Below are 21,043 nucleotides of genomic sequence, written 5' to 3' on the forward strand. Positions count from 1 at the left end.
AGGGTGGCCCGGGAAACCGGCGGCCCCCTCGGGCTCTTCAAAGATTGTTCAAGACGGCTTGCCGACTGACCTGCGGATTTGAGTGACAAACCCATGCCAAAACGTACAGACATAAAAAGCATCCTGATTCTCGGCGCTGGCCCGATCGTGATCGGCCAGGCCTGCGAATTCGACTACTCCGGCGCCCAGGCCTGTAAAGCCCTGCGCGAAGAGGGTTACCGCGTCATCCTGGTGAACTCCAACCCGGCCACCATCATGACCGACCCGGACATGGCCGACGCCACCTACATCGAGCCGATCAAGTGGCAGACCGTTGCCAAGATCATCGAGAAAGAACGTCCGGACGCGTTGCTGCCAACCATGGGTGGCCAGACCGCCCTGAACTGCGCACTGGACCTGGAGCGCGAAGGCGTCCTGGAGAAGTTCGGCGTAGAGATGATCGGCGCTAATGCCGACACCATCGACAAGGCTGAAGACCGTTCGCGTTTCGACAAGGCCATGAAGTCCATCGGCCTTGACTGCCCGCGCTCCGGTATCGCCCACAGTATGGAAGAGGCCAATGCGGTCCTCGAACGCCTGGGCTTCCCGTGCATCATCCGTCCGTCCTTCACCATGGGCGGCACCGGCGGCGGTATCGCCTACAACCGTGAAGAATTCGAAGAAATCTGCGCTCGCGGCCTGGACTTGTCGCCGACCAAAGAGCTGCTGATCGACGAATCCCTGATCGGCTGGAAAGAATATGAAATGGAGGTTGTCCGCGATAAGAAGGACAACTGCATCATCGTCTGCTCCATCGAAAACTTTGACCCGATGGGCGTGCACACCGGTGACTCGATCACTGTTGCGCCAGCACAGACCCTGACGGACAAGGAATACCAGATCATGCGTAACGCCTCGTTGGCGGTGCTGCGTGAGATCGGCGTGGAAACCGGTGGCTCCAACGTCCAGTTCGGCATCTGCCCAGACACTGGCCGTATGGTTGTGATCGAGATGAACCCGCGTGTATCGCGTTCTTCGGCGCTGGCATCGAAAGCTACCGGCTTCCCGATTGCGCGCATCGCCGCCAAGCTGGCGATCGGTTACACCTTGGACGAGCTGCAGAACGAAATCACCGGCGGCGCAACGCCGGCCTCCTTCGAGCCGTCGATCGACTATGTCGTCACCAAGCTGCCACGCTTCGCTTTCGAGAAATTCCCGAAAGCCGACGCCCGCCTGACCACTCAGATGAAGTCGGTCGGTGAAGTCATGGCCATCGGCCGGACCTTCCAGGAGTCCCTGCAGAAAGCCCTGCGCGGCCTGGAAGTGGGTGTTTGCGGTCTGGATGAGAAGCTCGACCTGAGCAATCCGGAAAGCATGAGCGTGCTCAAGCGCGAGCTGACCGTGCCGGGTGCCGAGCGTATCTGGTACGTGGCCGATGCTTTCCGCGCCGGCATGACCGTCGAAGACATCTTCGGCATGAACATGATCGACCCGTGGTTCCTGGTGCAGATCGAAGATCTGATCAAGGAAGAAGAGAAGGTCAAGACCCTCGGCCTGTCCTCTATCGACCGCGACCTGATGTTCCGCCTCAAGCGCAAAGGCTTCTCCGACATGCGTTTGGCCAAGTTGCTGGGCGTGACCGAGAAAAACCTGCGCACCCATCGCCACAAGCTGGATATCTTCCCGGTCTACAAGCGCGTTGATACCTGCGCGGCCGAGTTCGCCACCGACACCGCATATATGTACTCCACCTACGAGGAAGAGTGCGAAGCAGCGCCGTCGGGCCGCGACAAAATCATGATCCTGGGTGGCGGTCCAAACCGTATCGGCCAAGGCATCGAGTTCGATTATTGCTGCGTACACGCCGCTCTCGCCCTGCGCGAAGACGGGTACGAGACCATCATGGTCAACTGCAACCCGGAAACTGTTTCCACCGACTACGACACTTCCGACCGTCTGTACTTCGAGCCGGTAACGCTGGAAGACGTACTGGAAATCTGTCGCGTCGAGAAGCCAAAAGGCGTGATCGTCCAGTACGGCGGCCAAACCCCGTTGAAACTGGCTCGCGCACTTGAAGCTGCTGGCGTACCGATCATCGGCACCAGCCCTGACGCTATCGACCGTGCAGAAGACCGTGAGCGCTTCCAGCAGATGGTTGAGCGCCTGAACCTGCGTCAGCCGCCAAACGCCACTGTGCGCAGCGAAGACGAAGCGATCCGCGCAGCCAGCAAGATCGGTTACCCGCTGGTGGTGCGTCCGTCCTACGTACTGGGCGGACGGGCGATGGAAATCGTCTACGAAGAAGACGAACTCAAGCGTTACCTGCGTGATGCGGTAAAAGTGTCCAACGACAGCCCGGTGCTGCTGGATCACTTCCTCAATTGCGCCATCGAGATGGACGTGGATGCGGTCTGCGACGGCACCGACGTGGTGATCGGCGCGATCATGCAGCATATCGAACAGGCTGGCGTTCACTCCGGTGACTCCGCTTGCTCGCTGCCGCCATACTCGCTGCCTGCGCACATCCAGGACGAGATGCGCGAACAGGTCAAGAAAATGGCCCTGGAACTGGGCGTGGTCGGCCTGATGAACGTACAGTTGGCGCTGCAAGGCGAAGACATCTACGTCATCGAAGTCAACCCGCGCGCCTCGCGTACCGTGCCGTTTGTTTCCAAGTGCATCGGTGTTTCCCTGGCGATGATTGCTGCCCGTGTGATGGCCGGCAAGACCTTGAAGGAAATCGGTTTCACCAAGGAAATCATTCCGAACTTCTACAGTGTGAAAGAGGCGGTGTTCCCATTCGCCAAATTCCCTGGCGTGGACCCGATCCTGGGCCCAGAGATGAAGTCCACCGGTGAAGTGATGGGCGTGGGCGATACCTTCGGTGAAGCATTCGCCAAAGCCCAGATGGGCGCCAGCGAAGTGCTGCCGACCGGCGGTACTGCGTTCATCAGCGTGCGCGATGATGACAAGCCACTGGTTGCAGGCGTGGCCCGTGATCTGATCAACTTGGGCTTCGAAGTCGTGGCTACTGCCGGGACCGCCAAGCTGATCGAGGCTGCCGGCCTGAAAGTACGTCGCGTGAACAAGGTGACGGAAGGCCGTCCACACGTAGTCGACATGATCAAGAATGACGAAGTCACCCTGATCATCAACACCACTGAAGGTCGTCAGTCGATCGCGGACTCCTACTCCATTCGTCGTAACGCCTTGCAGCACAAGATCTACTGCACCACTACCATTGCTGCTGGCGAAGCTATCTGCGAGGCGCTCAAGTTCGGTCCTGAAAAAACCGTGCGTCGCTTGCAGGATCTACACGCAGGATTGAAGGCATGATCAAATACCCAATGACCGTCCAGGGCGCAAAAGCCCTGGAAGAAGAACACGCCCACCTGACCAAGGTCGTCCGTCCGAAGCTGAGCCAGGACATCGGTACGGCCCGGGAATTGGGTGATCTGAAGGAAAACGCTGAATATCATGCTGCCCGCGAGCAGCAAGGTATGGTCGAGGCGCGGATCCGTGACATCGAAGGCCGCCTGCAGAACTCGGTGGTTATCGACGTCACGACCATCCCGCATACCGGCAAGGTGATTTTCGGCACCACCGTGGAAATCGCCAACGTCGAGACTGACGAAAGCGTGGTTTACCACATCGTGGGTGAAGACGAGGCCGACTTCAAACTCGGCAAGATCTCCGTCGGTTCGCCGCTGGCCCGCGCCTTGATTGCCAAGGAAGAGGGCGATGTGGTGGCCGTCAAGACGCCTGGTGGCGTGATCGAGTACGAGATTGTCGAAGTTCGTCACATCTGAAAGACGGCGCCCGCTTCGTGCGGGCGCCATGCTTTGGCAGTTTGCCCAGATGCTTTGGGTTGGCGGCCTATGGCTGTTACATATTGGTGTACTGCCGGCGCTGGGCCTGATTGGCCTGGCACCGTTGCTGATCGATGAGGTCAGCGGATTATTAAGCGCGTTGCTGGTGGGTTTTGCAGCGGCGTGCGTGACGCTTCAGGCGCTGGTGCTGATCAAGGCCGAAGGCTTGGAGAGTATGTGGCGGGATATTCGCGGGCAACTGCTGTTGATGGCGCTGTATGCGTGCGCGATGTTTTGCGTGGTACGCATCTTTCTGCCGGAAGCGTTGCGCTGGCAGCTGTTCAGCTATCTTGTGCTAGGGTTTTCCGGATTGGTGCTGGTTGTACAGCCGGCGCCAGGATGGAGTGGCAGGGCGTGCGAAACACGCCCTTGACCCTTGTTTCACTTGAAGCGGTGTACGTTCGACAGTTGCTTGTTGGCGCTGAAGTTCTTGCGATACAGCAGTGCCATCTTGCCGATGACCTGAACCAGGTCCGCTTTGCCAGCCTTGCACAGTTCTGCAATGGCTGCCAGGCGCGCCTCGCGATCAAGGATGCTGACCTTGATCTTGATCAGCTCGTGATCGCCCAATGCGCGTTCAAGTTCGGCTAACACACCTTCAGTCAAACCGTTGTCAGCCACAATCAAAACTGGTTTCAGATGGTGGCCAATGGATTTGTACTGTTTCTTCTGCTCTTGAGTGAGCGGCATAATCTGACCCCTGCGTCTGATCTTGTAAAAAGCGGCGGCCAGTTTACCCGAGCGAGTCCGGGACCGCCCAGTTAATCACGACCCGTTTTATTTTCGAGGTGGCCCGTGGCCCGTTCCAAAACTAGCCTTAAGTGGCTGCAAGAGCATTTCAACGACCCTTACGTCAAAATGGCGCAAAAGGATGGCTACCGTTCCCGGGCCAGCTACAAGCTGCTGGAGATCCAGGAAAAGGACAAGTTGATCCGTCCTGGCATGAGTGTTATCGACCTGGGTGCCGCCCCGGGTGGCTGGTCCCAGGTGACCAGTCGTCTGATTGGTGGGCAAGGTCGTTTGATCGCTTCCGATATTCTGGAAATGGACAGCATCCCCGACGTGACCTTTGTTCACGGCGATTTTACCCAGGATGAAGTACTGGCACAGATCCTGGAAGCCGTCGGAAATTCGCAGGTAGACCTTGTGATTTCCGATATGGCCCCCAATATGAGTGGATTACCGGCTGTTGATATGCCGCGAGCCATGTTCCTGTGCGAATTGGCACTGGATCTGGCGGGACGGGTACTGCGTCCGGGTGGTGACTTCTTGGTCAAGGTCTTCCAGGGTGAAGGCTTCGACGAGTATCACAAGAACATCCGCAAGCTGTTCGACAAGGTACAGACACGCAAGCCTGACTCTTCCCGGGACAGGTCCCGTGAGCAGTATTTGCTGGGTCGCGGGTTCCGTGGCATTGAAGGCGCTGCCAGTGAAGAGCGTTTTTGAGAAATTTGACGGAGGCGATAGGTTTTTTTATATCGCTTTCGTCACGAAGCTTTACGAATATTGTGTAGTCAAAGTTTCACAAAGGGTTACAGACGGCGCCTGCCAGAGTTGTAGGTAATGTAGTAAGTTAGGCCGGTGAATATCATGCGAAGCACGCGCCAGTAGCGGAGCTTGCTTCAGAGGGTAGTTAATTGAACGATATGGCAAAGAATCTGATCCTGTGGTTGATCATCGCGGCTGTCCTCGTGACGGTGATGAACAACTTCTCCAGCCCTAACGAGCCGCAGACCCTCAACTATTCCGACTTCATCCAGCAAGTTAAGGATGGCAAGGTCGAGCGCGTAGCAGTTGATGGCTACGTGATTACCGGCAAACGCAACGATGGCGACAGCTTCAAGACCATCCGTCCGGCAATCCAGGACAATGGCCTTATCGGCGACCTGGTGGATAACCACGTAGTCGTCGAAGGCAAGCAGCCTGAGCAGCAGAGCATCTGGACCCAGCTTCTGGTGGCCAGCTTCCCGATCCTGGTGATCATCGCCGTGTTCATGTTCTTCATGCGCCAGATGCAAGGTGGTGCGGGAGGCAAGGGCGGGCCGATGAGTTTCGGCAAGAGCAAGGCGCGCCTGCTCTCCGAAGACCAAGTGAAAACTACCCTGGCTGACGTTGCCGGTTGCGACGAAGCCAAGGAAGAAGTGGGCGAACTGGTTGAATTCCTGCGTGATCCGGGCAAGTTCCAGCGCTTGGGTGGTCGTATTCCTCGCGGTGTGCTGATGGTTGGCCCGCCAGGTACCGGTAAAACCCTGTTGGCCAAGGCCATTGCCGGCGAAGCCAAAGTACCTTTCTTCACCATTTCCGGTTCCGACTTCGTCGAAATGTTCGTCGGTGTCGGTGCCAGTCGTGTTCGCGACATGTTCGAACAGGCCAAGAAGCACGCCCCGTGCATCATCTTCATCGATGAAATCGACGCCGTTGGTCGCCATCGTGGCGCCGGCATGGGCGGCGGTCATGATGAGCGTGAGCAGACTCTTAACCAGTTGCTGGTTGAGATGGACGGTTTCGAAATGAATGACGGCATCATCGTAATCGCCGCAACCAACCGTCCAGACGTGCTCGACCCTGCGCTGCTGCGTCCGGGCCGTTTCGACCGTCAGGTTGTGGTCGGTCTGCCGGACATCCGTGGTCGTGAACAAATTCTGAAAGTGCACATGCGCAAAGTGCCAATGGGCGACGACGTGGCTCCGGCCGTGATTGCCCGTGGTACTCCAGGCTTCTCCGGTGCCGACCTTGCCAACCTGGTGAACGAAGCGTCGCTGTTCGCTGCCCGTACCGGCAAGCGCATTGTTGAAATGAAAGAGTTCGAGCTGGCGAAAGACAAGATCATGATGGGCGCCGAGCGCAAATCCATGGTCATGTCCGAGAAAGAGAAGCAGAACACTGCCTATCATGAGGCTGGTCACGCCATTGTTGGTCGCGTCGTGCCTGAGCATGACCCTGTCTACAAAGTATCGATCATTCCGCGTGGCCGGGCGCTGGGCGTCACCATGTTCCTGCCGGAAGAGGATCGCTACAGCCTCTCCAAGCGTGCCTTGATCAGCCAGATCTGCTCGCTGTATGGCGGCCGGATCGCGGAAGAGATGACCTTGGGCTTTGATGGTGTTACCACCGGCGCGTCCAACGACATCATGCGTGCGAGCCAGATTGCACGGAACATGGTGACCAAGTGGGGTCTGTCGGAAAAACTCGGTCCTTTGATGTATGCCGAGGAAGAAGGCGAAGTATTCCTGGGTCGCGGTGGTGGCGGTCAAGCTGCCAGCTTCTCCGGTGAGACAGCCAAGCTGATCGACTCCGAAGTGCGCAGCATCATTGACCAGTGCTACGGCACGGCCAAGCAGATCCTCACCGATAACCGCGACAAGCTCGACGCCATGGCTGACGCCCTGATGAAGTACGAGACCATTGATGCCGATCAGATCGACGACATCATGGCCGGCCGTACGCCTCGCGAGCCTCGCGATTGGGAAGGTGGTTCGGGTACTTCGGGCACGCCTCCAGTGGTACAGAACGAGCGCCCTGAAGCCCCAATCGGCGGCCCGGCTGCTGACCATTAAGGTTTGAAATGACTTCTGCGTTGTCCTCGCCCCGGTTGCCTTGCGGCAGCCGGGTTCTTGATTTGGCCCGTACGCACGTGATGGGCATTCTTAACGTTACCCCTGACTCCTTTTCCGATGGCGGTCGCTTCAGTCAGCTTGATGCTGCGTTGCGCCACGCGGAAGCCATGGTGGCTGCCGGGGCGACCTTGATTGACGTGGGCGGCGAGTCGACCCGTCCCGGGGCTCGCGCGGTTTCTCCCCTTGAGGAATTGGAGCGTGTAGCGCCGATTGTCGAGCGCATCCATCGAGAGCTTGATGTCATCATTTCTGTCGACACCTCGACACCGGCCGTCATGCGTGAAACCGCGCGGCTGGGTGCAGGGTTGATCAACGATGTGCGCTCCCTGCAGCGTGATGGTGCTCTGGATGCAGCTGCCGCAACGGGGTTGCCGGTTTGCCTGATGCATATGCTCGGTGAGCCGGGCACGATGCAGGACGACCCGCATTACGACAACCTGGTCGGTGAAGTGAAAGATTTCCTTGTCGAGCGCATGGCTCAATGCGCCGCAGTGGGGATTGCCCCCGAGCGGATAATCCTCGATCCGGGATTTGGTTTTGCCAAAACCTTGCAGCACAATTTAAGCCTGTTCAAGCATATGGAATCCCTGCATGCCCTTGGTCGCCCTTTGTTGGTCGGGGTTTCGCGTAAGAGCATGATAGGTCTGGCGTTGAATCGTCCGGTGGGTGAGCGGCTGCATGGCGGCCTGGCACTTGCGGCACTTGCTGTGGTCAAGGGTGCACGTATCTTGCGCGTCCATGACGTGGCCGAGACGATAGATGTAGTGCGGATGATCGCAGCGGTTGAATCAGCCGAATAAGAATGATGGAGCACTTATGACTAAAAAGTATTTTGGTACCGATGGCATTCGCGGTCGGGTCGGCGAATTCCCGATTACTCCCGATTTCATGCTCAAGCTGGGCTGGGCCGCCGGCATGGCGTTCCGCAGCATGGGTGCCTGCCGCATCCTGGTGGGGAAGGACACGCGTATCTCGGGTTACATGTTTGAGTCCGCGCTGGAGGCAGGGCTGTCCGCTGCCGGCGCTGATGTGATGCTGTTGGGGCCGATGCCTACGCCAGCGATCGCTTACCTGACGCGTACCTTTCACGCTGAGGCCGGTATCGTGATCAGCGCTTCGCACAATCCTCACGATGACAACGGCATCAAGTTCTTCTCGGGCCAGGGCACCAAGCTGCCGGACGAGATTGAGCACATGATCGAAGAATTGCTCGATGCGCCGATGACGGTCGTCGAGTCGAGCAAGCTGGGCAAGGTTTCGCGGATTAACGACGCCTCTGGTCGTTACATCGAATTCTGCAAAAGCAGCGTGCCAAGCAGTACCAATTTTGCCGGGCTGAAAGTCGTCATCGACTGTGCTCACGGCGCGACCTACAAAGTAGCGCCGAGTGTGTTCAAGGAGCTTGGCGCAGACGTTACTGTGCTGTCGGCTCAGCCCAATGGTTTGAACATCAACGACAATTGCGGCTCGACCCATATGGGGCAATTGCAGGCGGCTGTCCTGGCTGAGCATGCCGACTTGGGTATCGCGTTCGATGGTGATGGTGATCGGGTATTGATGGTCGACCATACGGGCGCAATCGTTGATGGCGACGACCTGTTGTTCATCATTGCTCGCGACTTGCACGAGCGTAACAAGCTGCAAGGCGGTGTCGTCGGCACCCTGATGAGCAATCTTGGCCTGGAGCTGGCCCTGGCAGATCTGAGTATTCCGTTTGTGCGCGCCAATGTCGGTGATCGCTACGTGATCGCTGATCTGCTGGAGCGTAATTGGCAGGTGGGTGGTGAAAACTCCGGGCATATCGTCTGCTTCCAGCACACGACTACCGGGGATGCGATCATCGCGGCGCTGCAGGTGCTGCTGGCGCTGCGTCGTCGCGAAGAAAGCCTGGCCCAGGCACGGCAGGCGCTGCGCAAGTGCCCTCAAGTACTGCTCAACGTGCGCTTTGCAGGTGGTGACAACCCTATCGAGCATCCTGCGGTGAAAGAGGCCAGCGAGCGCGTCACTGCCGCCATGGCGGGTCGTGGCCGGGTCTTGTTGCGCAAGTCGGGCACAGAGCCTCTGGTGCGTGTCATGGTCGAAGGCGAGGACGAAACACAGGTTCGCGGCTATGCCGAAGAGCTGGCAAAACTGGTAACTGAAGTTTGCGCCTGAATTCGGCTTGCCAGTGATGATGTGGTTGGGTAACATCTGCGCCCACTTTGACCGACGAGGTACAGCATGCGTCGCACTATGGTAGCTGGTAACTGGAAGATGCACGGTACCCGCGCCAGTGTCGCTGAGCTGATCAACGGCCTTCGTCACTTGGCCTTGCCTAGCGGTGTTGATGTCGCGGTATTCCCGCCTTGCTTGTATATCAATCAAGTGATTGATGGCTTGAAAGGTAAGTCGATTCAGGTCGGCGCGCAGAACTCTGCGGTGGAATCCATGCAAGGTGCGTTGACCGGTGAGATTGCGCCGAGTCAGCTGGTTGATGCGGGTTGTTCCCTGGTGCTTGTTGGGCACTCCGAGCGCCGCCAGATCATGGGTGAGCGTGATGGGACACTGAATCGCAAATTCGCAGCGGCACAGGCTTGTGGCTTGATTCCGGTGTTGTGCATAGGGGAGACCCTTGAACAGCGTGAGTCCGGTAAAACTCTTGAGGTTGTCGGGCGTCAGCTGGGCAGCATCATCGAGGAGCTGGGAGTCGGTGCCTTTGCAAATGCAGTAATTGCTTACGAGCCGGTCTGGGCCATTGGCACCGGGCTGACTGCTTCGCCGCAACAGGCGCAGGATGTGCACGCAGCCATCCGCGCGCAGTTGGCGGCAGAGAATTCTGAGGTCGCACGAGGTGTGCGGCTTCTATACGGCGGCAGCGTGAAGGCGGCCAATGCGGTCGAACTGTTCGGCATGCCGGATATCGATGGGGGGCTCATTGGTGGAGCTTCCCTGAATGCAGATGAGTTCGGTGCGATTTGTCGCGCCGCGGGAAACTGAAAAAATGCTGGAAACAGTCATCGTTGTTTTTCATCTGCTGGGTGCACTGGGCGTAGTTGCTCTGGTTTTGCTGCAGCAGGGTAAAGGTGCGGACGCTGGTGCGTCTTTCGGGGCAGGTGCTTCAAATACTGTGTTCGGAAGCCAAGGTTCCTCTACCTTTCTTAGTAAGTTTACTGCTATACTTGCCGCCGGTTTCTTCATAACCAGCTTGGGGTTAGGTTACTTTGCTAAAGAGAAAGCTCATGTGCTGACTCAAGTAGGTCTCCCAAACCCAGCAGTGTTGGAAGTACCAAAAGCAAAACCGGCTTCTGATGATGTCCCGGTGCTTCAAGAGCAAAAGTCGGCTACTCCAGCGACTGACGTACCTCCAGCTCAAGAGCAGAAGTAAGAAGGTTGTAAGCGCTGTATTGCCGAGGTGGTGGAATTGGTAGACACGCAACCTTGAGGTGGTTGTGCCCATAGGGTGTAGGGGTTCGAGTCCCCTTCTCGGTACCAATTATCAGGAGAGCCCGCTGTTGCGGGCTTTCTTGTAGGTGGAAGGTTACATTGACCCTGTAAGGGATCGGTCGTATACTTCCGCCCCAGCTTTGTCGCGGGGTGGAGCAGTCTGGTAGCTCGTCGGGCTCATAACCCGAAGGTCGTCGGTTCAAATCCGGCCCCCGCAACCAGTTTTAGCGGAGCCCCTTTTAAGGGGCTTTTTGTTAGCTGGACACTTTCAACGCCGCTGTTCGACGGCGTTTCAAGGATGGGCGTTTCGCCCATTTTTTTATTTTGCACAGCATGCACATACATGCACGAGGGGGTTCAGGTGTCGAGCAAGCTAGAAGAGTTGCAGGCCTTGTTGGCCCCGGTGGTCGTGGCCCTAGGCTATGAATGCTGGGGTATTGAGTTTTCGGCTCAAGGTCGCCACTCAATGTTGCGCGTTTATATCGATAAAGAGGGCGGCGTGCTGGTGGACGATTGTGCCATTGTCAGCCGTCAGATCAGCGGTGTCCTGGATGTTGAAGATCCGATCTCCGTTGAATACACCCTCGAAGTTTCCTCGCCTGGCATGGAACGCCCACTGTTCACTATTGATCAGTTTGCAAAATTTGCCGGTGAACAAGTGAAGATCAAGCTGCGCTCTCCCTTTGAAGGGCGACGCAACTTTCAGGGCCTTCTGCGCGGTGTAGAAGAGCAGGACGTCGTGGTGCAGGTAGAAGACCATGAGTTCCTGTTGCCGATCGATATGATCGACAAGGCCAACATTATTCCCAGTTTTGACTGAGACGCGGATCCCGCGGATCCAATGGCTTGCGAAAGGCGAGGCGTACGATGAGCAAAGAAGTACTGCTGGTTGTTGAGTCGGTATCCAATGAAAAGGGCGTACCGGCAAACGTGATTTTTGAAGCGCTGGAGCTGGCTCTGGCCACTGCTACCAAAAAGCGTTTTGAAGACGAAGTTGATCTGCGTGTGGAAATCAACCGCCACACCGGTGCCTACGAGACTTTCCGTCGCTGGACGGTCGTCGAAGAAGCCGATCTTGATGATCCGGCCATCGAAACCTGGCCGAGCAAGGTTGCTGAAACGCATCCGGGCGCCCAGGTCGGTGATGTCGTTGAAGAAAAGATCGAATCCATCGAGTTCGGCCGCATCGCTGCACAGACTGCCAAGCAAGTCATCGTGCAGAAGGTCCGCGAAGCCGAGCGCGCTCAAGTCGTTGACGCTTATCGCGAGCGCCTGGGGGAAATCATCTCCGGCACCGTGAAAAAAGTCACCCGCGACAACGTGATTGTCGACCTGGGTAACAACGCTGAAGCGTTGCTGGCCCGCGAAGACATCATTTCCCGCGAAACTTTCCGGGTTGGTGTGCGCTTGCGTGCATTGCTCAAGGAAATCCGCACCGAGAACCGCGGCCCTCAGTTGATCCTGTCGCGTACCGCGCCGGAAATGCTGATCGAGTTGTTCCGCATTGAAGTGCCGGAAATTGCCGAAGGCCTGATCGAAGTCATGGCTGCGTCCCGCGATCCGGGTTCGCGCGCCAAGATCGCGGTCCGCTCCAAGGACAAACGCATCGACCCGCAAGGCGCTTGCATTGGTATGCGCGGTTCGCGCGTCCAGGCAGTGTCGGGCGAATTGGGCGGTGAGCGTGTGGACATCGTCCTGTGGGACGATAACCCGGCGCAGTTCGTGATCAACGCAATGTCGCCTGCTGAAGTGGCGGCAATTATCGTTGACGAGGATGCCCATGCAATGGATATCGCCGTCGGCGCAGACAATCTGGCTCAGGCCATCGGTCGCGGTGGTCAGAACGTACGTTTGGCCAGCCAGTTGACCGGCTGGACCCTGAACGTGATGACCGAATCGGACATCCAGGCTAAGCAGCAAGCAGAAACCGGTGACATCCTGCGCAACTTCATCGACGAGCTGGAAGTCGACGAAGACCTGGCGCAGGTGCTGGTAGATGAAGGCTTCACCAGCCTGGAAGAGATTGCCTACGTACCGTTGGAAGAAATGCTCAACATCGACGGCTTTGACGAAGACACCGTCAACGAGCTTCGCGCTCGGGCCAAGGATCGTTTGTTGACTAAAGCCATCGCTACTGAGGAAAAGCTGGCAGACGCCCATCCGGCCGAAGACCTGCTCTCGCTTGAGGGTATGGACAAGGATTTGGCGATGGAACTGGCGGTGCGCGGCGTAATTACCCGCGAAGACCTGGCCGAGCAGTCTATTGACGACCTGCTCGACATCGACGGCATTGACGATGATCGTGCCGGCAAGTTGATCATGGCCGCCCGAGCCCATTGGTTCGAGTAATTAGGCGCGGCCTGAGGAGAGAAGTGCATGACGCAAGTCACGGTGAAACAACTGGCCGATGAGGTCAAAACACCGGTAGAGCGCCTGTTGCAGCAGATGCGTGAGGCAGGTCTGCCGCACACCGCCGCCGACGAAGGTGTGAGCGATAGTGAGAAGCAGTCTTTGCTGACTCACTTGAAGAGCAGCCACAAGGCGAAAGTGGAAGAACCGCGCAAGATTACATTGCAGCGCAAAACCACCAGCACCCTGCGTGTTGCTGGCAGCAAGAGCATCAGCGTTGAAGTACGCAAGAAGAAAGTCTTCGTACAGCGCAGCCCGGAAGAAATCGAAGCCGAGCGCAAACGCGAACTGGAAGAACGTCGCGCAGTAGAAAATGCTGCTCGTCAGAAGGCTGAAGAAGAAGCCAAGCGTCGCGCCGAAGAAGAAGCGCGTCGCCAGCCTGCTGCTGCGCAACCTGCTAACACTGAGGCCGTTGCTGCGCCTAGCGCGCCTGTTGAAGCTGTTCGTGAGGCCGCTCCGGTTGCCGCCGCGCCGGCTCCTGCAGCCGACGCTCGCAAACGCGAAGAACCTCGTCGTCCGGACAAACCACGTGCGGACGATAACAATCGTCGTGGCAGTGGCGATGGTGAGCGCAAAAACGCTCCACATCGTGCTTCGGTCAAAGAGAAGGCGCCAGCGCCACGCGTTGCTCCACGTACTACCGACGAAGAAAGCGACAGCTTCCGTCGCGGTGGTCGCGGCAAGGCCAAGCTGAAGAAACGCAACGCCCACGGTTTCCAGAGCCCAACCGGCCCTGTCGTGCGTGATGTGCAGATCGGCGAGACCATCACTGTTGGCGACCTCGCCAATCAGATGTCGGTCAAGGCTGCTGAAATCATCAAGTTCATGTTCAAACTGGGTACCCCAGCGACCATCAACCAGGTACTGGACCAGGAAACTGCCCAACTGGTTGCTGAAGAGCTGGGCCACAAAGTGACCCTGGTCAGCGACACCGCCCTGGAAGATTCCCTGGCCGAGTCCCTGAAGTTTGAAGGCGAGACCTTCTCCCGTGCGCCAGTCGTGACCGTAATGGGCCACGTTGACCATGGTAAGACCTCGCTGCTCGACTATATCCGTCGTGCCAAGGTAGCTGCAGGCGAAGCCGGCGGCATCACCCAGCACATCGGTGCATACCACGTTGAAACCGAGCGCGGCATGGTCACCTTCCTCGACACCCCTGGTCACGCCGCGTTTACCGCCATGCGTGCCCGTGGTGCCAAGGCGACTGACATCGTGATCCTGGTAGTTGCAGCGGACGACGGCGTAATGCCGCAGACCATTGAAGCTGTCCAGCACGCTAAAGCCGCTGGTGTTCCTCTGGTTGTTGCAGTGAACAAAATCGACAAGCCGGGCGCCGATCTCGATCGCATCCGTAGCGAACTGTCGGTTCACGGCGTGACTTCCGAAGAGTGGGGCGGTGATACGCCATTCGTTTCGGTTTCGGCGAAAGTCGGTACCGGTGTAGACGAACTGCTCGAAGCGGTCTTGCTGCAAGCCGAAGTTCTCGAACTGAAAGCAACTCCATCGGCCCCGGGTCGTGGTGTTGTGGTTGAATCGCGTCTCGACAAAGGTCGTGGCCCGGTTGCAACCGTTCTGGTTCAAGACGGTACCCTGCGCCAAGGCGACATGGTCCTGGTCGGTTCGAACTATGGCCGGGTACGTGCCATGCTCGACGAGAACGGCAAGCCAATCAAGGAAGCCGGTCCTTCCATCCCTGTCGAGATCCTCGGCCTGGACGGTACCCCGGACGCTGGCGACGAGATGAGCGTGCTGTCGGACGAGAAGAAAGCCCGTGAAGTGGCTCTGTTCCGTCAAGGCAAGTTCCGTGAAGTGAAGCTGGCCCGTGCTCACGCCGGCAAGCTGGAAAACATCTTCGAGAACATGGGCCAGGCAGAGAAGAAGACGCTTAACATCGTCCTCAAATCTGACGTTCGTGGTTCCCTCGAAGCGTTGAACGGCGCCTTGAACGGCCTGGGTAACGACGAAGTGCAAGTGCGTGTTGTCGGTGGCGGTGTCGGTGGTATCACCGAATCCGACGCCAACCTGGCACTGGCTTCCAACGCTGTACTGTTCGGCTTCAACGTGCGTGCCGATGCTGGCGCACGGAAGATCGTCGAGCAGGAAGGCCTGGACATGCGTTACTACAACGTCATCTACGACATCATCGAAGACGTCAAGAAAGCCCTCACCGGCATGCTTGGCAGCGACGTCCGGGAGAACATCCTGGGTGTGGCCGAGGTGCGTGACGTGTTCCGCTCGCCGAAATTCGGCGCGATCGCCGGTTGCATGGTTATCGAAGGTGTTGTGCACCGTAACCGTCCAATCCGTGTACTGCGTGAAGACATCGTTATCTTCGAAGGCGAGCTGGAATCCCTGCGCCGCTTCAAGGATGACGCTTCCGAAGTACGTGCCGGCATGGAATGCGGTATCGGCGTCAAGAGCTACAACGACGTCAAGGCGGGTGACAAGATCGAAGTCTACGAGAAGGTCCAGGTTGCTCGCAGCCTCTAACTCGCGCACTTCAAGGGCCACGCGGCGCCCGGGCATGCAAATGCCTGGCGCCGTGTTCGGACTCTAAACGCAACGCCCGGTCTGGCTTTTGTCAGGCCGGGCGTTTGCCGCTTTCAGACCCCACGGGTTTCACCGTGTGGCAGTAACAGGTAACAAGACATGGCAAAAGAATACAGCCGTACCCAACGTATCGGCGATCAGATGCAGCGTGAGCTGGCACAGCTGATCCGTCGTGAAGTAAAAGACCCACGTGTTGGCCTGGTCACCATCACCGCCGTTGAAGTCAGCCGTGACGTTGGTCACGCCAAGATCTTCATCACCGTGATGGGTCAGGACAGCAGCGAAGAAATCGCGCAAAGCATCAAGGTGCTCAACTCTGCCGCAGGCTTCCTGCGGATGCAGTTGGCCCGTGAAATGAAGCTGCGCAGCGTTCCACAGTTGCACTTCCACTACGACGAAAGCGTCGTGCGTGGCGCGCACCTGTCGGCACTGATCGAGCGGGCCGTGGCTGAAGACAATCAGCACCCGGTCTCCGCTACGCCTGAAGACGCCAAGGAGTAATCGGTGGCTCAGGTCAAACGTATCCGTCGTAACGTCAGCGGCATCATTCTGCTCGACAAGCCCATTGGCTTTACCTCCAATGCGGCGTTGCAGAAGGTTCGCTGGCTGCTCAATGCCGAGAAGGCAGGGCACACCGGCAGCCTCGACCCCTTGGCCACCGGCGTGTTGCCGTTGTGCTTCGGCGAGGCCACCAAGTTTTCGCAATACCTGCTCGATTCCGACAAGGGTTACGAAACCCTGATGCAACTGGGCAAGACCACCACCACGGCAGACGCCGAAGGCGATGTTCTGCAGGTTCGCGAAGTGACCGTTGGTCGTGCTGATATCGAAGCGGCCTTGCCTGCTTTTCGTGGGCAAATCAGTCAGATACCGCCGATGTACTCGGCTCTCAAGCGTGATGGCCAGCCGCTTTACAAGCTGGCACGTGCAGGTGAAGTGGTGGAGCGCGAACCGCGTTCTGTTACTATTGCGCGCTTGGAATTGCTCGCCGCTGAAGGCGACACTGCCCGGTTGGCGGTGGACTGCAGCAAAGGCACTTATATCCGTACCCTCGTGGAAGATATCGGTGAGCAATTAGGCTGTGGCGCATACGTTGCAGAACTGCGACGCACCCAGGCAGGCCCTTTCACCCTGGCCCAGACGGTCACGCTGGAAGAGCTGGAAGCCGTACATGCCGAAGGCGGCAACGAAGCGGTTGATCGCTTCCTGATGCCATCGGACAGCGGTTTGCTGGATTGGCCATTGCTGCACTTTTCGGAGCACAGCGCGTTCTACTGGCTTAACGGCCAGCCAGTACGTGCACCGGATGCCCCGAAGTTCGGTATGGTGCGGGTACAAGATCACAACGGTCGCTTTATCGGTATCGGTGAAGTGAGCGAAGACGGGCGCATCGCGCCGCGTCGACTGATTCGGTCAGAATGACCGAACGAGGGTGGCTGTTAACAGGCACGGTCACTACTCATTTTTAGATACAGGGATTTGTCCCTGGCCTGTTGAAACCGCCCTTTGGGTGGTTTCCTGAAAAAAGGATTGCCTCATGGCTCTCGACGTTCAAGAAAAAGCTCAAATCGTAGCTGACTACCAGCAAGCTGTTGGTGACACTGGTTCGCCAGAAGTGCAAGTTGCACTGCTGACCCACAACATCAACAAGCTGCAAGGTCACTTCAAGGCCAACGGTAAAGATCACCACTCCCGTCGTGGTCTGATCCGCATGGTAAACCAGCGTCGTAAGCTGCTGGACTACCTGAAAGGCAAGGATCTGGGTCGTTATCAGACTCTGATCGGTCGCCTGGGTCTGCGTCGCTAATAAGCGATTGCGCTAGAGGTTGGTTGGCTGTCGTGTGTCAGTGGGTTTCCCGCTGGCCCATGGCAGGCTTCCAGCCTCAAGTTTTATCTGGATACACGTTTTACCCTGGACAGGCGTTGGGCCGATTCCCGACATTGCCCAAGAATTTCGCAAGAAGACAAGTTCCCCAAGAGCCACAAAGAAGGTAGGACACCGTGAACCCGGTTATCAAAAAATTCCAGTTCGGTCAGTCGACCGTTACCCTCGAGACAGGCCGTATCGCCCGTCAAGCCTCCGGCGCAGTGCTGGTCACCGTTGACGACGACGTCACCGTATTGGTGACCGTTGTAGGCGCCAAGACCGCTGACCCAAGCAAAGGCTTCTTCCCTCTTTCCGTTCACTACCAGGAAAAGACTTACGCTGCCGGTAAGATCCCTGGTGGTTTCTTCAAGCGCGAAGGCCGTCCTTCCGAGAAAGAAACCCTGACTTCCCGACTGATCGATCGTCCGATCCGTCCGCTGTTCCCAGAAGGCTTCATGAACGAAGTGCAGGTTGTCTGCACCGTCGTTTCCACCAGCAAGAAGACCGATCCGGACATCGCTGCGATGATCGGTACCTCGGCTGCCCTGGCCATCTCCGGTATTCCTTTCGATGGCCCGATCGGCGCTGCCCGCGTTGCGTTCCACGAAAGCACCGGCTACCTGCTGAACCCGACTTACGAACAACAGAAAGCTTCGAGCCTGGACATGGTCGTTGCCGGTACTTCGGAAGCCGTTCTGATGGTTGAATCGGAAGCCAAAGAGCTGACCGAAGACCAGATGCTTGGCGCGGTACTGTTTGCTCACGACGAGTTCCAGGTTGTGATCAACGCGGTTAAAGAACTGGCCGCTGAAGCTGCCAAGCCAACCTGGACCTGGGCTCCTCAGCCAGAAGCTACCGCACTGCTGGGCGCTATCCGCTCCGAGTTCGGCACCGCTATCTCCGACGCCTACACCATCACCATCAAGGCCGACCGTTACGCTCGCCTGGGTGAGTTGAAGGACCAGGTTGTTGCCAAGCTGTCCGGTGAAGAAGGCCAGCCTTCTTCCAGCGAAGTCAAAGCAGCCTTCGGTGAAATCGAATACCGCACCGTTCGCGAAAACATCGTTAACGGCAAGCCTCGTATCGACGGTCGCGACACTCGTACTGTACGTCCGCTGAACATCGAAGTCGGCGTTCTGCCAAAAACCCACGGTTCGGCTCTGTTCACCCGTGGCGAAACCCAGGCTCTGGTTGTTGCAACACTGGGTACTGCCCGTGATGCACAGCTGCTGGACACCCTGGAAGGCGAGAAAAAAGACCCGTTCATGCTGCACTACAACTTCCCTCCGTTCTCGGTCGGTGAGTGTGGCCGCATGGGTGGCGCTGGTCGTCGCGAAATCGGTCACGGCCGTCTGGCCCGTCGTTCGATTGCAGCCATGCTGCCTGCCGCCGACGTGTTCCCGTACACCATTCGTGTTGTGTCGGAAATCACCGAGTCCAACGGTTCCAGCTCCATGGCTTCGGTCTGCGGTGCTTCCCTGGCTCTGATGGACGCCGGTGTACCGATGAAGGCACCGGTTGCCGGTATCGCCATGGGTCTGGTTAAAGAGGGCGAGAAGTTCGCCATCCTGACCGACATCCTGGGTGACGAAGACCACCTCGGCGACATGGACTTCAAAGTAGCCGGTACCGCCAAAGGTGTTACCGCGCTGCAGATGGACATCAAGATCAAAGGCATCACCGAAGAAATCATGGAGATCGCTCTGGGCCAAGCCCTGGAAGCGCGTCTGAATATCCTCGGTCAGATGAACCAGATCATTGGCCAGTCCCGCACCGAACTGTCGGAAAATGCTCCGACCATGATCGCGATGAAAATCGACACCGACAAAATCCGTGATGTTATCGGTAAAGGCGGCGCGACCATTCGTGCGATCTGTGAAGAGACCAAGGCTTCGATCGACATCGAAGACGATGGCTCGATCAAGATCTTCGGCGAAACCAAGGAAGCGGCTGAAGCGGCACGTCAGCGCGTCCTGGGTATCACCGCTGAGGCCGAGATCGGCAAGATCTACGTCGGTAAGGTTGAGCGCATCGTCGACTTTGGCGCATTCGTCAACATCCTGCCTGGCAAGGACGGTCTGGTTCACATCTCCATGCTGAGCGATGCTCGCGTTGAGAAAGTGACCGACATCCTGAAAGAAGGCCAGGAAGTGGAAGTGCTGGTACTGGACGTGGACAACCGCGGCCGTATCAAGCTGTCCATCAAGGACGTAGCAGCAGCCAAGGCTTCGGGCGTTTAATCACCCCGTCGCTGTAAGCTGAAAAAAGGACTCTTCGGAGTCCTTTTTTATGCCTGCGGGAAAATGCCGGAAAATCAGGTGCTTACTAAAATCCAAAAGCCGCAACTTGCATGCAGGCACGATGGAATTCATGCAAGTTGCACGATTCCGAAAAAACCATGATTTTGTAAGTTGTTGTTTTATAACGATTTAATGTCGGTTCGGGACTTGGCACACTGCCTGCAATAACCCTGTTAACGCTGCAGCATCAAGGTTCACACGCTGCAGACTTTTAATAAAACAGGAGTTACTCGTATGAAGAAGTTCGCTCTCGCTACTGCTACCGCTCTGACCCTGGCCATGGGTGCTAACGTGGCCTTTGCACAGACTTCCCAAGCTCCAATGACTCTGGCAGCCGGTGAAGTGACCAAGGCTAAAGAGGCTACCTCGGATACCTGGATCACCACCAAAGTTAAATCCGACCTGCTGACCGAGAAAGGCATTCCAGGTTCGGACATCAAGGTTGAGACCAACAACGGTGTGGTTTCCCTGTCCTCGACAGTCGCTATCTCCGACGCACAGAAAGCCACTGCTGTAGCGATCACCAAAAAAATCAAAGGCGTAACCGCAGTTTCGGCTGACGGCCTGATGGCTGGCGGCGCTACCAAGGCTGATAACGTCGACAAAACCAAAAGTGCAGCGGCTGGCGCCAAAGAGTCCACCTCGGACACTTGGATTACCACCAAAGTGAAAGCTGACCTGGTAACCGAGAAAGGTATTCCTGGCACCGACATCAAAGTCGAAACCAACAAAGGTGTAGTTTCCCTGTCGTCGACCGTCGCAGTGACTGAAGCGCAGAAAACCACCGCGGTGAACATCACCAAGAAAATCAAAGGCGTTAAAGCTGTATCGGCCGATGGCCTGAAAGCAGAGTAACGCTTAGCGAATCGCCTGAACTAGGCAAGAGGCGGCCACGAGCGAGTTAGATATCCGCTCAATGCACCTCACAGGTTCATGCGACCGACCACACGGATGTGGTCATTACAGGCCCCGGCACTTGTGTCGGGGCCTGTTCTATTGCGGGTAGAAAAGCTTGAAGGGTAAGCGAGG

Annotated in this window: 18 protein-coding genes and 2 tRNA genes; 19 read left to right on the forward strand and 1 reads right to left on the reverse strand. The window is 57.3% G+C overall.

The window, feature by feature from the left end:
- The first annotated feature begins 93 nt into the window (after window positions 1-93).
- Genes carB through K0H47_RS26040 form a run of 3 tightly spaced genes read left to right on the forward strand, consistent with a single transcriptional unit; the run spans window position 94 to window position 4,221 of the window.
- Window positions 94-3,315, forward strand: a complete 3,222-nt coding sequence (gene carB, locus K0H47_RS26030; protein WP_003212212.1) for a carbamoyl-phosphate synthase large subunit — start codon at window positions 94-96, stop codon at window positions 3,313-3,315.
- Window positions 3,312-3,788 carry a transcription elongation factor GreA gene (gene greA / locus K0H47_RS26035; RefSeq protein ID WP_003212209.1) on the forward strand — a complete coding sequence of 159 codons (477 nt, stop codon included), beginning with the start codon at window positions 3,312-3,314 and terminating at the stop codon, window positions 3,786-3,788. Before carB ends, greA begins: the two co-directional genes overlap by 4 nt.
- Before the next feature lie 28 nt (window positions 3,789-3,816).
- On the forward strand, window positions 3,817-4,221 hold the full coding sequence (locus K0H47_RS26040) for a hypothetical protein (RefSeq protein WP_063033215.1): 405 nt from the start codon (window positions 3,817-3,819) through the stop codon (window positions 4,219-4,221).
- Window positions 4,222-4,229: 8 nt separating this feature from the next.
- Here the strand turns inward: K0H47_RS26040 and yhbY are convergent, their stop codons facing one another.
- Window positions 4,230-4,538, reverse strand: a complete 309-nt coding sequence (gene yhbY / locus K0H47_RS26045) for a ribosome assembly RNA-binding protein YhbY (protein WP_003212205.1) — start codon at window positions 4,536-4,538, stop codon at window positions 4,230-4,232.
- A gap of 105 nt (window positions 4,539-4,643) precedes the next feature.
- Between yhbY and rlmE the strand changes: the two genes are divergently transcribed.
- From rlmE to K0H47_RS26125, 16 genes are all read left to right on the forward strand, one after another.
- Window positions 4,644-5,294, forward strand: coding sequence for a 23S rRNA (uridine(2552)-2'-O)-methyltransferase RlmE (gene rlmE / locus K0H47_RS26050; RefSeq protein ID WP_003212203.1), 651 nt, complete (start codon window positions 4,644-4,646; stop codon window positions 5,292-5,294).
- 200 nt (window positions 5,295-5,494) lie between these two features.
- Entirely contained in the window at window positions 5,495-7,405 is a 1,911-nt protein-coding gene (gene ftsH / locus K0H47_RS26055; RefSeq protein ID WP_017478564.1) for an ATP-dependent zinc metalloprotease FtsH, read from the forward strand.
- 8 nt (window positions 7,406-7,413) lie between these two features.
- A complete protein-coding gene (gene folP, locus K0H47_RS26060; RefSeq protein WP_219273848.1) occupies window positions 7,414-8,265 on the forward strand; it encodes a dihydropteroate synthase in 852 nt (283 codons plus the stop codon).
- A gap of 16 nt (window positions 8,266-8,281) precedes the next feature.
- Window positions 8,282-9,619, forward strand: a complete 1,338-nt coding sequence (gene glmM, locus K0H47_RS26065) for a phosphoglucosamine mutase (protein ID WP_093201990.1) — start codon at window positions 8,282-8,284, stop codon at window positions 9,617-9,619.
- Window positions 9,620-9,685: 66 nt separating this feature from the next.
- Window positions 9,686-10,441 carry a triose-phosphate isomerase gene (tpiA, locus tag K0H47_RS26070; RefSeq protein ID WP_063033212.1) on the forward strand — a complete coding sequence of 252 codons (756 nt, stop codon included), beginning with the start codon at window positions 9,686-9,688 and terminating at the stop codon, window positions 10,439-10,441.
- Window positions 10,442-10,445: 4 nt separating this feature from the next.
- Window positions 10,446-10,829, forward strand: a complete 384-nt coding sequence (gene secG / locus K0H47_RS26075) for a preprotein translocase subunit SecG (RefSeq protein WP_026078118.1) — start codon at window positions 10,446-10,448, stop codon at window positions 10,827-10,829.
- A 21-nt stretch (window positions 10,830-10,850) separates the two neighbouring features.
- Window positions 10,851-10,936 (forward strand) — tRNA-Leu (locus K0H47_RS26080).
- 96 nt (window positions 10,937-11,032) lie between these two features.
- Window positions 11,033-11,109: transfer RNA gene (locus K0H47_RS26085), tRNA-Met, on the forward strand.
- Between the two features lie 140 nt (window positions 11,110-11,249).
- Window positions 11,250-11,708: a ribosome maturation factor RimP gene (rimP, locus tag K0H47_RS26090; RefSeq protein ID WP_003235029.1), complete on the forward strand. Its 459-nt coding sequence runs from the start codon at window positions 11,250-11,252 to the stop codon at window positions 11,706-11,708.
- Between the two features lie 47 nt (window positions 11,709-11,755).
- On the forward strand, window positions 11,756-13,237 hold the full coding sequence (gene nusA, locus K0H47_RS26095) for a transcription termination factor NusA (RefSeq protein WP_003212187.1): 1,482 nt from the start codon (window positions 11,756-11,758) through the stop codon (window positions 13,235-13,237).
- Between the two features lie 27 nt (window positions 13,238-13,264).
- Window positions 13,265-15,787: a translation initiation factor IF-2 gene (gene infB / locus K0H47_RS26100; RefSeq protein WP_003212186.1), complete on the forward strand. Its 2,523-nt coding sequence runs from the start codon at window positions 13,265-13,267 to the stop codon at window positions 15,785-15,787.
- A 159-nt stretch (window positions 15,788-15,946) separates the two neighbouring features.
- Entirely contained in the window at window positions 15,947-16,348 is a 402-nt protein-coding gene (gene rbfA / locus K0H47_RS26105) for a 30S ribosome-binding factor RbfA (protein WP_017478568.1), read from the forward strand.
- Window positions 16,349-16,351: 3 nt separating this feature from the next.
- A complete protein-coding gene (gene truB / locus K0H47_RS26110; RefSeq protein WP_003212182.1) occupies window positions 16,352-17,269 on the forward strand; it encodes a tRNA pseudouridine(55) synthase TruB in 918 nt (305 codons plus the stop codon).
- 115 nt (window positions 17,270-17,384) lie between these two features.
- Window positions 17,385-17,654 (forward strand): 30S ribosomal protein S15, encoded by a 270-nt coding sequence (gene rpsO / locus K0H47_RS26115; RefSeq protein WP_003177875.1) that lies wholly within the window; start codon window positions 17,385-17,387, stop codon window positions 17,652-17,654.
- Between the two features lie 194 nt (window positions 17,655-17,848).
- Window positions 17,849-19,954: a polyribonucleotide nucleotidyltransferase gene (gene pnp / locus K0H47_RS26120; RefSeq protein ID WP_003212180.1), complete on the forward strand. Its 2,106-nt coding sequence runs from the start codon at window positions 17,849-17,851 to the stop codon at window positions 19,952-19,954.
- A gap of 294 nt (window positions 19,955-20,248) precedes the next feature.
- Window positions 20,249-20,869, forward strand: coding sequence for a BON domain-containing protein (locus K0H47_RS26125; protein WP_093201985.1), 621 nt, complete (start codon window positions 20,249-20,251; stop codon window positions 20,867-20,869).
- Window positions 20,870-21,043: the final 174 nt, after the last annotated feature.

The sequence above is a fragment of the Pseudomonas sp. Xaverov 83 genome, from assembly GCF_019352905.1.
Taxonomy (GTDB): Bacteria; Pseudomonadota; Gammaproteobacteria; order Pseudomonadales; family Pseudomonadaceae; genus Aquipseudomonas; species Aquipseudomonas yamanorum.